The sequence below is a fragment of the Bacteroides sp. ZJ-18 genome (assembly GCF_011038705.2).
Classification (GTDB): domain Bacteria; phylum Bacteroidota; class Bacteroidia; order Bacteroidales; family Bacteroidaceae; genus Bacteroides; species Bacteroides hominis.
This window is the reverse complement of record NZ_CP072198.1, coordinates 4,170,766-4,183,601: the sequence shown is the minus strand read 5'-3', so window position 1 is coordinate 4,183,601 and position 12,836 is coordinate 4,170,766. Positions and strand designations below refer to the sequence as shown.

Below are 12,836 nucleotides of genomic sequence, written 5' to 3'. Positions count from 1 at the left end.
TTTTTGCGTACATTTGCACAAACTCAAAAAACAGAGATCATCCGGAATATGGAAAACTATATCGTATCCGCCCGTAAGTATCGTCCTTCCACCTTTGAGTCGGTCGTGGGGCAACGGGCACTGACCACTACACTGAAAAATGCTATCGCCACCCAGAAACTGGCGCATGCTTATCTGTTCTGCGGACCGCGCGGAGTGGGTAAAACTACTTGTGCACGTATTTTTGCCAAGACCATCAACTGTATGAATCTTACGGCAGATGGCGAAGCCTGCAACGAATGTGAGTCGTGTGTCGCTTTCAACGAGCAACGCTCGTACAACATTCATGAACTGGATGCGGCGTCCAACAACTCGGTAGACGATATCCGCCAACTGGTGGAACAGGTGCGTATTCCGCCACAGATAGGTAAGTATAAAGTGTATATCATTGACGAGGTACACATGCTGTCGGCCTCGGCTTTCAACGCCTTCCTGAAGACATTGGAAGAACCTCCCCGCCATGCCATTTTCATTTTGGCTACAACGGAGAAGCATAAAATCCTTCCCACCATTTTGTCGCGTTGTCAGATTTACGATTTTAACCGTATCAGTGTGGATGATACCGTGAATCATCTGTCTTATGTGGCATCGAAAGAAGGAATCACGGCCGAACCTGAAGCCTTGAACGTGATTGCGCTCAAAGCGGATGGAGGTATGCGTGATGCACTTTCCATTTTCGATCAGGTAGTAAGTTTCACCGGAGGTAATATCACCTACAAGAGTGTGATCGAGAATCTTAATGTGCTGGATTATGAATACTATTTCCGCCTGACAGACTGCTTCCTTGAAAATAAGGTAAGTGATGCTTTACTATTGTTCAACGATGTACTGAACAAAGGATTCGACGGTAGCCATTTCATCACCGGACTTTCATCACATTTCCGTGATTTGTTGGTGAGCAAAGATGCTGCTACACTCCAGTTGCTTGAGGTAGGTGCCAGTATCCGCCAACGTTATCAGGAGCAGGCACAGAAGTGCACATTGCCGTTCCTGTACCGGGCCATGAAACTTTGCAACGATTGTGATATGAACTATCGCGCCAGCAAAAATAAACGTCTGTTGGTGGAACTGACCTTGATACAGGTTGCTCAGCTTACCGTTGAGGGGGATGACAGCAGTGGTGGGCGTGGCCCTAAACAAGCCATAAAACCCGTCTTCACGCAACCCGCCGCTGCACAGCAGCCTCAGGTAGCACCTGCCGCTTCGCAATCTCGGAGTACGAATGTCGCTGCACCTGCTGCTCCGCAGGTTGCGCCCCAGCAGGCCACTGCCTCTCCGGCTGTCAACATACGTCCGGGCGGAGCGGTTTCTCCACCGGGAGCTATGCCCGATGCGGTACGGATGGCGCAGTTTAAAGAAGAAAAGAAGATTCCTGTGATGAAGAAATCCAGTCTCGGACTTTCCATCAAGCATCCTCAGAAGGAGGAAGAGCAGCAGGGATCGGGAGCGGTCCATACTGTCCAGGTGCAAACACAGCAGATTGAAGAAGATTTCATCTTCAATGAACGCGATTTGAATTATTACTGGCAGGAATACGCCGGACGTATGCCGATAGAACAGAAAGCGATTGCCATGCGTATGCAGAACATGCGTCTGTCATTGCTCAATGATACGACTTTTGAGGTGGTGGTAGACAATGAAATCATTGCGAAAGATTTCACGGCACTGATTCCCAACATACAAGCATATTTGCGTGGTTCATTAAAGAACCGCAAAGTGACAATGACCGTTCGTGTCAGCGAAGCGACGGAGAATGTACGTGCGGTCAGCCGTGTGGAAAAGTTCCAGATGATGGCACAAAAGAACAGCGCATTGTTGCAACTGAAGGAAGAGTTCGGTTTGGAACTGTATTAAGGAAAGCAACCATCCGTTTTTTTGCAAGAAATACAGGTTTCTGTGCAACGTTCCGGATACTTGTTACGTCTAATAGCTATAATCAAAAAATAGAATGAATATGAAAACAATTCGTAAGAGAGGGATCAGTGCATTTCTTTTTCTGTCTTTGTTGATGTCGGCAACGTTGGTAAGTGCCCAAGGAGCGATTGTGGCAAGTGGTAAATACATAACGAAGAACGTTAAAGTGTCGGGATTCGATCGGATTCAGCTGAAAGGAAGTCCGACCATTGAATACACACAGTCGTCGGGAGGAACCAAGGTTCAGGTTACAGGATCGGACAATCTGGTCGATTTGATAGAATGCCGGGTAGAAGGAAGTACGCTGATAGTGAATATGAAGCCACATACTAATATTTCTTATGGTAAAGCGGGACGGCTGAAAGTCCTGGTTTCCAGTCCGTCTTTAAGAAGTGCTTTCCTTCAGGGGTCGGGCGATATCTATTTAGGTAATCTGAAGGCAGAAGAACTTGAGGTATCATTGGCCGGTTCGGGAGACATCGTTGCGGGAGATGTAACATGCAATGGTGATTTTTCTGCTTTGTTGAAAGGTTCCGGAGATATTGATGTGAAAGGACAGATTCGTGCTAAAAGTGTGAGTCTGACTTTGCAGGGTTCGGGTGACTTGAATGTTGTCGGTGTTACCGGGAGCGAAATCAGTGCAATGCTTCAGGGATCAGGTGATCTGAAAGTAAGAAGTGCTTATACCACATCGACCGTAACGGCAAAATTGAGCGGATCGGGTGATATGGATGTATTGGGTATCCGTGCCAATAATGTAGCTGCACAATTGGCCGGTTCGGGTGATATGACTCTGTCCGGTTCTACCCGCGATGCCACACTGGTGCTGAGCAGGTCGGGAGAACTTAATGCGCGTAAGTTGGATGCAGAGAATGTAACAGCCCGTGTCAACGGTTCCGGAGATATTACCTGTGTAGCTACAAAGACACTTGTGACTAATATTCAAGGAAGCGGTGAAGTTTCATACAAAGGAAATCCGAGTGTGCGGTCGACAGGTAAGAATCACCTGAACAGACTTTAAACACTTTGTATCCTACCTGTCGGGTAGAATACACGAAACGCCCCTTAACAATATATGTAATCGGAATAACATATATTGTTAAGGGGCGTTTCATATATTGTTATTTCATAGGGGTATATATTGGATCAAGCTTCCTGTGAGGTAAGCCGAAATAGGAACGTCCCGTATTTGACCGGATGTTATCTATATATAAAGGTGCTTGGAGGAAGATAAGGACAGTAAATAAAAAAGAGTCATAGCTAATGTCAGAATGGTAATCTTATAATAGAAAGATTTCATCAAAGGTGATTTTACATTGATAAAGATTAGGTAAAACAACTAAATGTAGGTATTGTGTTTGCATATAGATACAATATTATACCTAAATTTTGGTATTGTCCCCGCTGTGGGTATATTGTACTTTTGCGAGCTAATAGAAGGTGAGATGATTCGTAAAATTGCATATATACTTTTTTTATTTATAATTTGCTGTAATGTGTCTCGTGCGTGGGGGCAGACGTTTGTATTCCGGGGTACTGTATTGGATGAACAAACTCATAAAGCATTGGATTATGCCACCATTCAGTTGTTTGTGGAGAAACAGTTTGCTTATGGCGGAATAACAGATGCAAACGGACATTTTGAACTTCTTCATATCAAGCCCGGGACCTATCGGATCGTCGTATCTTATTTAGGGTATGATTCTACCGAAAAAGAGATTAAAGTGCTTGGAAATACTTCAGAAATCTTTCATTTAAAGCCCTCAAACATGGCGTTGAACGAAGTGGTAGTGACTGCTTCCGAATCAAAGCGTGCTACCAGTGCTTCCATAGTCGACCGTACTGCCATGAAACATCTTCAACCCAGTAGTTTCAGTGATTTGATGGAACTGATACCCGGAGGAAAATCGGCTGATCCTCAGATGGGACAGGCCAATCTGATTCGTATACGTGAAACGGGTAATACGGAAGATATCTCTTCATTGGGAGTTGGATTTTACATTGATGGTATTTTTCAGAATACGGATGCCAATCTGCAGTATATGCCGAGTAGCACTTCTGCTGTAAATGCGACGAGTACGATGTCAAAGGGACTGGATATGCGTACCATTCCGACTGATAATATTGAAAAGGTGGAGATCATTCGTGGTATTCCCTCTGTAGCTTATGGTAACGTGGCAAACGGCGCTGTGATTATCCAGCGTAAAACCAGCGAAAGTCCGTTATCTGCACGCTTCAAGGCTGATAAGACCAGCAAACTGTTTTCAGTGGGCAAAGGATTCCGGTTGGGCGGGAACGGACGTTATGTTTTGAATGCCGATTTGAGCTATCTGGATTCAAAAATAGATCCGCGCAACAGCGTGAAAAACTATACCCGTCTCACAGCCTCCACCCGTCTGGATGGAAAATGGTTATGGAATGAACGTAATATTCATTGGAATATCAGTACCGACTATACCGGATCGTTTGATGATGCGAAGCGGGATAAAGATGCAACCGTAAAGGAGGACTCTTATAAATCAGACTTCAGTAGTTTGAAGATGGCAGGAAAATGGAACCTGAAATTCCCTAACCATTCGTGGATTCGTGAGATTAGCGCGGCAACTTCTGTCAGTTGGCAGTGGGAGAAGATGCGTGAAACGAAATCTGTGTCTCTGAATCGTCCGGCCGCTATTGCTACTCAGACAGAGACCGGAGAATCTGATGGCATCTATCTGCCTTATAATTATGTGGCGCAGATGGAAATTGACGGTAAACCTTTATATGTTACGGCTTCTGCCCGTACGCAATTGGCTTTTCCACTGGGGATGCTGCAAAATGCAATGAATATAGGGGTGGAATGGAATTATCAGAAGAATTTGGGAGAAGGCCAGGTATTCGATGTGACACGGCCCATCAGTGAAAGTTTGAGTACACGTCCGCGCCGTTTTAAGGACATACCGGGGCTGCAACCTTTCGCCTTCTATGCCGAGGAGGTGTTGAATCTTCCTGTAAATAGACATAAATTGGCTTTTACGGCCGGTATCCGCTTGCAGTCCTTATTGGGGCTGGACACTAAATATAAGATGCAGGGTAAGATATATCCCGATCTCCGTCTGGACTTGCAATGGAGTTTGCCGGTATCAAACGGATGGAATGTTGCCTTTTCGGGAGGTTTGGGCTGGATCAGCCGTATGCCGACCACCGCACAGCTATATCCGGATTTTAAGTATGTAGACTTGATCCAGCTGAATTATTACCATACCAACCCGGATTATCGCCGTATCAATATGATGACGTATAAATGGGATAATACAAACTATCAGTTGGAACCGGCACGTAACATGAAATGGGAAGTGCGGGCCGACGTCAGCTATAAGGGAAACCGTCTGTCGATGACTTATTTCCGCGAACGGATGAACAATGCTTTTGATGATATCACTTATTATAAATCATTGGCGTATAAGCTATATGATCCTGCAAGTATCGACGGCTCAGCTTTGACGGCTCCTCCCCAACTTTCTCAGTTGACTTATGCAAATGAATATAATCTGGATGTGTATTCCACACAAGGCAATGTAATGAAGGTGCGTAAAGAAGGAGTGGAGTTTCAGTTCGCTTCCAAACGAATCGAATCGCTCAAGACCCGCGTCACTATGTATGGAGCCTGGATAAAGACAGTTTATAATTCGGACTCTCCCAAATATAAGGCCTCTTCTATATTGTTGGACAACAAACAGTTGAAATATGTGGGGTTGTACAATGGGGACAACGGAACAGAAAGCCAGGCATTCAATACGAACTTTATGTTTGATACCTATATACAGCGTTTGGGACTTACTTTCTCCACGTCGGCACAATGCACTTGGTATACCAACAGACGGAACTTGTGGAATAACGGCGTGCCGGTAAGCTATATCGATCAATCCGGTGAAACGCATCCGTTTCGCGAAGAAGATAAAAACAATATTCAGTTACAGCATCTGGTGGAGAAATATTCAGCCACTTATTTTGAGCGTACTACTGTGCCTTTTTATATGGATATCAATCTGAAGGCGAGTAAACGGATCGGTAAGTATCTGAATCTGGCTTTTTATGTAAACCGGCTTTTGGGTATTTATCCTGATTATACGTTACGGGGCGTACTGCAACGGAGAACGTCCGAATCGCCTTATTTCGGTATGGAAATGAACTTGACTTTTTAGTAAATGAATAATAAAACAAAATAGAAATGAAGATGAAAAAGAATCAATTGACAATCGCAATCCTTTTTGCGACAATGCTGGGATTTACCGCATGTAGTGATGATGACAAAGTGAGCATATCCACTGTAGGTATTACCACTACTGTAGATACAACTATCGAGGGTCTGCAACTGACCGGTGGGACCTATACTTTTGAAAATGTAAATACATCTGTCAAGACAGACATTGCCTATCCGGCTCAAAGTATTGAATTGGCGGACGGGTTGTATAATGTAACTTTCATCGGTAAGGGAACTTACTCACAGAATGGAACTCCGGTGGAAGTCGATGTACAGGGAGTGCAACAGAATGTGGCCGTATCCGGAGGGTCATACAAGTTGGAACTGAAAGTTCATGTACTCAATACAGGTGACCCCGATTTTGTGATTGCCGAGATATTTATTCCCGGAACCTATAATGAAGCAGGCAAGCAATATAATGGCGACCAGTATGTACGTATCTATAATAACTCGGATAAAGTTTTGTATGCGGATGGATTGATATTTATGGAATCACAATTCCAAACTACCCAGAAATATCAGTCGGTAGATCCGGATATTATGAATGAAGCTATTGCGGTAGGCTCTGTTGTAGCGGTGCCGGGCAGCGGAACAGATTATCCGGTACAACCGGGAGAGTCCTTTATCCTTTGTGACAATGCGATCAATCATAAAGAGGCTAATCCGAATTCTATAGATTTAAGTAAAGCCAATTTTGAGTGGTATATTGAATCGAAGCAAGATGTGGATAATCCGGCTGTTCCCAATCTGGATGTTTATTATTGTTATTCCAAAACTATCTGGGTGTTGAATAAACAGGGAAATCGCGCCTATGCTATCGGCAGATTACCCAAAGGCATGACTAAAGAAAAGTATATTTCAGACTATGCATACAACTATACGTATATCATGCAAAATGGAACAGCCAGTAAACCGCAAAGCAAATATAAGTTCCCCAATGAGTGGGTGATTGATGCTGTAAATGTAGGTGCTTCCAATGAATGGCAGTGGAATGTTACCTCTACCGGGTTGGATATGGGGCATACTTATATCGGTGTGAACAATACCGTTGCAGAAAACATCGGAAAGTGCGTAATGCGTAAAGCTGCCTATAAGGATGGTGATCGGGAAGTATTGCAGGATACAAATAACTCTACCGTTGATTTCACACCTGCGGCTACTCCGAGCCTGTTTAACAAATAATTGAATCCACCCTATTGATATATAAATCTTTATTATTCATGATGCGAATCCGAATTATCATTACGTTGCTGATTGCTTTATTTGTGGAGAGTCGGCAGGAAGCCTTCGGGCAGACTGCCGACACATTCTCCCTGTCCGATAAGGTAATCCGTACCGCTTCATTCGCGACCGGATTTCGTGGTGAGGTATGGCGGAATCCGGCACTTTATTATTACTATACTCCGTATACATGGACAAGGCTGGACGTAAATGGAGCTTATCATGATAAAGGAAAAGCATCTTTGAAACAGGAAGGTGATAAGGATACCCGTATCGGGGTAGATGTCAACTCTTTCGTCATTCTTTCGGAACGTGATCGTGTATTTGGTTCAGCAGGATACAGAAGTGAGAAGCAGGAGAATGTGTTATGGAATGAAAATATAGACTGGAAACTGATCGCTCCTTACGTGACCGGTGATTCCATTGGCGGTTTCCTGAAAGGAGAAACTTATTATTTCAATGGAGGTTACGCCAGTGAGTCGGGTTCCTGGACGTGGGGAATCACCGGTGGTTACAGGGCGTCTCATAATTATCGGGATAAAGATCCGCGTCCGCGTAATACAGCTTCCGATCTCTCTTTTGCTTTGGGAGCAGGATATCGTCTGGGGACATATCGTTTGGGAGTTTCCGCAGATTTCCGGCTTTATCAACAGAAAAGTGAGATTTCATTCCTTGCAGATAAAGGTTCCACTTCGGTATACCATATGTTGGGATTGGGCATGGATTATGTACGTTTTGCCGGAAACCAGACCGGAACGAAGCATCAAGGCACCCGGTGGGGAGGAAGCATAGGCATTCTGCCGGCTGATACGGAGAAGGGGATATCGGCCACAGTCTCAATTGACCGTATGTCGATGGACAAGAAATTGAGCAATGCCAATAATCTCACTTTGCTGGAATTGAATACGACTGATTTGAAAGGGAACGTGACTTGGATGCGGGAACTTCAGCAGGCAGAACATCTTGCAGTGAAACTGGATGCAGGCTATACAGTCCGTAAAGGAACGGAGAATATTTACGGAGAGGCGGGCGGAAGCTCCTATGGAGCATTAATCAGCACATCTCCGGGAATGAAGGTCACGAATAGTAGGATTGCCGTAAGTGGTTTGTGGGAGAAGCTTTTGACCGATAAAGGTGTATGGGGAGGAGCAATTGTTCCAAACATAATCTACCATCGGTTGGAGACGGATTACAACGCCGTATCCCGGTTTGTTCACCTGTCTGCTCTGGAGGGTTCTTTGCGTGCCCGTTTGCAGTATCAGAAGAGGCAGCTGCGATTGACCGCAGAAGCTAACGGTGGATATTATGCCAATTTATCGGCTGAATATTCTTTACCGGGATTGGAGGCCACGAAGTCGTCCGCCCAGACTTTGTTGGCGAATATTGACTATTTATCTGATAGCTATAGTATGGTAGGGATTCGTCTGCAAGGGGATTATCCTATCATGAAACAGTATAACCTGTCTTTGTCTGTTCAATGGCAGACTGCATATTATAAAAAATGCGGAACGGCCCGGTATGCCGCTTGTTCACTGGGCATCTTTTTCTGAAAAATAAAAACAGTTAGCATATGAAAATTAAGTTTATGGTCGCTGCAACCTTAATGGCAGCTTTAGTAACTACTACTTCTTGTGGAAACAGTAACAAACAGAGTCAGTCCGAAAAAACGGAGCAGGCGGCTCCGGAGGCATTGAGCATCGATAACCTGCTGGCGCATGCCGATTCACTGGCTAACCGGGAGGTGACTATAGAAGGAATCTGCACACATACCTGCAAGCACGGAGCTACAAAAATATTCCTGATGGGCAGTGATGATACCAAAACGATTCGTGTGGAAGCCGGACCTTTGGGTTCGTTTGACACCAAATGTATCAATGCCATTGTCACAGTGACCGGAACGTTAAAGGAACAGCGGGTAGATGAAGCTTACTTGCAAAACTGGGAGGCTAAACTGAAAGCCCGGACCGAAAAATCTCATGGAGAAACTGCTGCCGGATGTGATTCGGAAAAAAAAGCACGCGGCGAAACAGCCAACACTCCTGAAGCCCGTATTGCGGACTTTCGCGCAAAGATAGCAGAAAGAAAAGCAGCTACCGGAAAAGATTATCTGTCATTCTACTATATGGAAGCCAGTTCTTATGAAATCGCAGAATAAAGGTGCTGCATTCCGCAAATGGAGCCGGATTATCCACCGTGATCTGTCTTTCTTCTTTGCAGGAATGATTTTGATTTATGCTATTTCGGGTATCGTGATGAACCATAGGGATAGCATAAATCCCCATTATACAGTGACACGAACGGAATATAAAATAACAGAGGACCTGTCGGACAAGAATAAAGTCAATAAGAAGATGATTTTGGCTTTGTTGGAACCACTGGACGAAGCCGGAAATTTTACTAAATATTATTATCCGAAACCGGATCGGATTAAGGTTTTTCTGAAAGGAGGTTCAAGTCTGGTGATTAATACCCGGACAAAAGATGCTGTCTACGAGGGGGTGAAGCGCCGTCCGCTGATCTCTTCCATGGTACAACTCCATTTCAATCCGGGCAAGTGGTGGACTTGGTTTGCCGATGCCTTTGCTGTCTGTCTGATTATTATCACTGTCAGCGGTATGGTGATGATAAAAGGTCCTAAAGGATTGTGGGGTAGAGGGGGAGTCGAGTTGGTGGCCGGTATTCTGATTCCTATTCTTTTCCTGACGTGTTTCTAATAACAAACGAAAAATGATTTATAAAGCATGAGTGCAATTATAGAATGTAAGAACCTGACTCATTATTACGGTCAACGTAAAATTTATGAGAACTTGAGTTTTGAAGTACCTCAAGGGCGTATCTTGGGATTGTTGGGTAAAAATGGCACAGGGAAAACGACAACCATTAATATATTGAGCGGTTATCTTCAGCCACGTTCGGGCGAATGTCGCATCTTTGGTGAGAACATTCAGACCATGGACCCTGCTTTACGCAGGAATATCGGCTTATTGCTGGAAGGTCATGTTCAATATCAGTTTATGAATATCACACAGATAGAAAAGTTTTATGCTTCTTTTTATCCGGGACAATGGAAAAAGGAGGCTTATTATGACTTGATGAATAAACTGAAGGTAGCTCCGGGGCAACGTATCTCAAGAATGTCGAACGGACAGCGTTCGCAAGTGGCATTGGGACTGATCCTGGCACAAAATCCGGAGTTGTTGATTCTGGATGATTTCTCTTTAGGACTTGATCCGGGTTATCGCCGCCTTTTTGTGGATTATTTGCGTGACTATGCCCGTTCCGAGAACAAGACTGTTTTCCTGACTTCCCATATTATTCAGGATATGGAGCGGTTGATTGATGATTGTATTATTATGGATTATGGTTCTATCCTTATTCAACAACCTATTGAAACGTTGATGAAAGAACTGAGAAGATATACTTGTACTGTGCCCGAGGGTTATCAGCCTCAGTTGCCGGCAACTTGCTATCATCCGGCTGTCATCCGTCAGACCTTGGAGACGTATTCTTTTTTGCCTCCCATGGATGTGGAGAAACTATTGAAGGAAAGTCAAGTTCCCTTTACTGGTTTACAGCACGAAAATGTAAGTCTGGAAGATGCCTTTATCGGTCTTACCGGAAAGTATTAATATGTAAATAAATAGAAGAAATATGATACAAGCCATATTTTATAAAGAGTGGATAAAAACGCGTTGGTATTTGTTGCTGGCAACTCTTTTTATGATAGGAATCACAGGATATTCCATGCTTCGTATTGGCCGCACCATTGCCATACAGGGAATCGATCATTTATGGGTGGTAATGGTTCAGAAGGATGCTATATTTATTGATTTGTTGCAATTTGTCCCTTTACTTATCGGTATCTTGCTTGCTGCCGTACAGTTTTTTCCCGAGATGCAACGTAAGTGTTTGAAACTTACTTTGCATTTGCCTTATTCACAGAAGAAGATGGTCATGTCGATGTTGGCCTATGGTGTACTTGCACTGGTAACCTGTTTTGCTATGAGTTTTATTATTATGGGAGTTTATCTGCCACAACATTTTACAAGTGAGTTGGTGCAGCGTATCTTATTATCTGCAGCTCCATGGTTCCTTGCCGGATTTGCCGGTTATCTGCTTGTTTCATGGATTTGCCTGGAGCCCACATGGAAACGCAGGGTTTTGAATCTGATTATTGCGGCATTGATTTTCCGTGTCTACTTTCTGGCTCCGGGAGCGGAGGCTTATAACAGTTTCTTGCCCTGGCTGACACTTTATACGCTGCTTATCGCTTCTCTTTCGTGGATTTCTGTGGTACGGTTCAAGGCCGGTAAGCAAGACTAACTGAATGTTTATTACTAAAAAATCAAACAAACATGATTCGATTCAGCAAAATATTTTTTTATGTTACTGTGGCTGTTCTGCTTGTATGGCAGTTGCCTTGGTGCTATGCTTTTCTCACACTGAAGCCTGTCAAAGCTCCTTTTACTATGTATAGTTCCGTACTTGGTGATTTTGTTATTACACAACTGGATGAGAATAAGCAACTTCACCGCTATGATACAAAAGGCAATACATATACACAGCAGCAGGTGGACAGTTTATTGCCTTCTCTCTATGTACGCCAGCTTACGGCGGACGAACGTTTCCCTGATACCATTTGTGGCAAGGCGGTTAGTCCGAAAGATATTCAATTGACAAACTTTACTTTCAAGAGTGTGCCGTCAGCCATCAATGCTCCCCAGACAGGACTTTATTTCCTGATGGAGTCCATGTCCAAACGGGTGGATTTAAAAATGCCCGAAGATGCATTCCGTTTTACCGATAAAGGTATGGAATTTATTCGTATGGAGACGAATCGTATAGATGAGGCGAAGAGCAAATTGTTTACGGATATGCTGGTTCAGAAAGGGTTTGCTTTTCCCGCAAGCTATGCTTCGGGCAATCCGACTACCCGTAAAGACTATGATGAGGGATATCTGGTTTTAGATGCCAACCATAAACTGTTCCATCTGAAGTGCACCAAGGGACGTCCGTATGTGAAAGCTATTCAGTTGCCTGAAGGAGTCTTGCCGGAATATGTGTTTATTACTGAGTTCCGTAGTCGCCGGACTTTGGGGTATATGGTTGATAGCAAGCATCATTTTTATGTTATCAATAGTGATGGAAGTTTGGTGAAATCAGCTCTCCCCGGTTTCGATCCGGCAAAAGATGAGTTGACCATCTTTGGAAATATGTTTGATTGGACTGTAAAGTTATCGACAGATAAAGATGATTATTACTATGCCCTGGATGCTACAGATTATTCACTGATTAAAGAACATGCCTATAAAGATATGCGTCGTTCTGTTCCGGGATTGTCCTTTACATCTCCTGATGATAAGTTTGTCATGCCGCGTTTTTAAATGCGGCATGATAAAATATATTTCATTTTAATGAC

Annotated in this window: 10 protein-coding genes; all 10 read left to right on the top strand. The window is 43.9% G+C overall.

The annotated features are described in order from the left end of the window. The first annotated feature begins 48 nt into the window (after positions 1 to 48). The 10 genes from G7Y45_RS17015 (at position 49) to G7Y45_RS16970 (ending at position 12,801) form a co-directional block, all read left to right on the top strand. Entirely contained in the window at positions 49 to 1,893 is a 1,845-nt protein-coding gene (locus tag G7Y45_RS17015) for a DNA polymerase III subunit gamma/tau (protein WP_165015678.1), read from the top strand. A gap of 100 nt (positions 1,894 to 1,993) precedes the next feature. After that, positions 1,994 to 2,974, top strand: a complete 981-nt coding sequence (locus G7Y45_RS17010; RefSeq protein ID WP_032531706.1) for a head GIN domain-containing protein — start codon at positions 1,994 to 1,996, stop codon at positions 2,972 to 2,974. A 424-nt stretch (positions 2,975 to 3,398) separates the two neighbouring features. Further along, positions 3,399 to 6,137 (top strand): carboxypeptidase-like regulatory domain-containing protein, encoded by a 2,739-nt coding sequence (locus tag G7Y45_RS17005; protein ID WP_165015681.1) that lies wholly within the window; start codon positions 3,399 to 3,401, stop codon positions 6,135 to 6,137. 26 nt (positions 6,138 to 6,163) lie between these two features. After that, positions 6,164 to 7,378, top strand: coding sequence for a DUF4876 domain-containing protein (locus G7Y45_RS17000; RefSeq protein ID WP_005780509.1), 1,215 nt, complete (start codon positions 6,164 to 6,166; stop codon positions 7,376 to 7,378). A gap of 38 nt (positions 7,379 to 7,416) precedes the next feature. Beyond that, positions 7,417 to 8,967: a DUF6850 family outer membrane beta-barrel protein gene (locus tag G7Y45_RS16995; RefSeq protein WP_165015684.1), complete on the top strand. Its 1,551-nt coding sequence runs from the start codon at positions 7,417 to 7,419 to the stop codon at positions 8,965 to 8,967. A 20-nt stretch (positions 8,968 to 8,987) separates the two neighbouring features. After that, a complete protein-coding gene (locus G7Y45_RS16990; protein WP_165015687.1) occupies positions 8,988 to 9,572 on the top strand; it encodes a hypothetical protein in 585 nt (194 codons plus the stop codon). Next, on the top strand, positions 9,556 to 10,131 hold the full coding sequence (locus G7Y45_RS16985) for a PepSY-associated TM helix domain-containing protein (protein WP_165015690.1): 576 nt from the start codon (positions 9,556 to 9,558) through the stop codon (positions 10,129 to 10,131). The genes G7Y45_RS16990 and G7Y45_RS16985 overlap by 17 nt, the downstream gene beginning before the upstream one ends. A gap of 27 nt (positions 10,132 to 10,158) precedes the next feature. Beyond that, complete coding sequence (locus tag G7Y45_RS16980; RefSeq protein WP_005807547.1) at positions 10,159 to 11,046, top strand: ABC transporter ATP-binding protein; 888 nt, start codon at positions 10,159 to 10,161, stop codon at positions 11,044 to 11,046. Between the two features lie 22 nt (positions 11,047 to 11,068). Continuing rightward, positions 11,069 to 11,740 carry a hypothetical protein gene (locus G7Y45_RS16975; RefSeq protein WP_005807545.1) on the top strand — a complete coding sequence of 224 codons (672 nt, stop codon included), beginning with the start codon at positions 11,069 to 11,071 and terminating at the stop codon, positions 11,738 to 11,740. 32 nt (positions 11,741 to 11,772) lie between these two features. Further along, a complete protein-coding gene (locus G7Y45_RS16970; protein ID WP_005821108.1) occupies positions 11,773 to 12,801 on the top strand; it encodes a DUF4857 domain-containing protein in 1,029 nt (342 codons plus the stop codon). Positions 12,802 to 12,836 lie beyond the last annotated feature (35 nt).

Coding starts and splice junctions, on each gene's coding strand:
- G7Y45_RS16980 (WP_005807547.1), top strand. CDS start 10,159: ATGAGTGCAATTATAGAATGTAAGAACCTGACTCATTATTACGGTCAA.
- G7Y45_RS17010 (WP_032531706.1), top strand. CDS start 1,994: ATGAAAACAATTCGTAAGAGAGGGATCAGTGCATTTCTTTTTCTGTCT.
- G7Y45_RS17000 (WP_005780509.1), top strand. CDS start 6,164: ATGAAGATGAAAAAGAATCAATTGACAATCGCAATCCTTTTTGCGACA.
- G7Y45_RS17015 (WP_165015678.1), top strand. CDS start 49: ATGGAAAACTATATCGTATCCGCCCGTAAGTATCGTCCTTCCACCTTT.
- G7Y45_RS17005 (WP_165015681.1), top strand. CDS start 3,399: ATGATTCGTAAAATTGCATATATACTTTTTTTATTTATAATTTGCTGT.
- G7Y45_RS16975 (WP_005807545.1), top strand. CDS start 11,069: ATGATACAAGCCATATTTTATAAAGAGTGGATAAAAACGCGTTGGTAT.
- G7Y45_RS16985 (WP_165015690.1), top strand. CDS start 9,556: ATGAAATCGCAGAATAAAGGTGCTGCATTCCGCAAATGGAGCCGGATT.
- G7Y45_RS16995 (WP_165015684.1), top strand. CDS start 7,417: ATGATGCGAATCCGAATTATCATTACGTTGCTGATTGCTTTATTTGTG.
- G7Y45_RS16990 (WP_165015687.1), top strand. CDS start 8,988: ATGAAAATTAAGTTTATGGTCGCTGCAACCTTAATGGCAGCTTTAGTA.
- G7Y45_RS16970 (WP_005821108.1), top strand. CDS start 11,773: ATGATTCGATTCAGCAAAATATTTTTTTATGTTACTGTGGCTGTTCTG.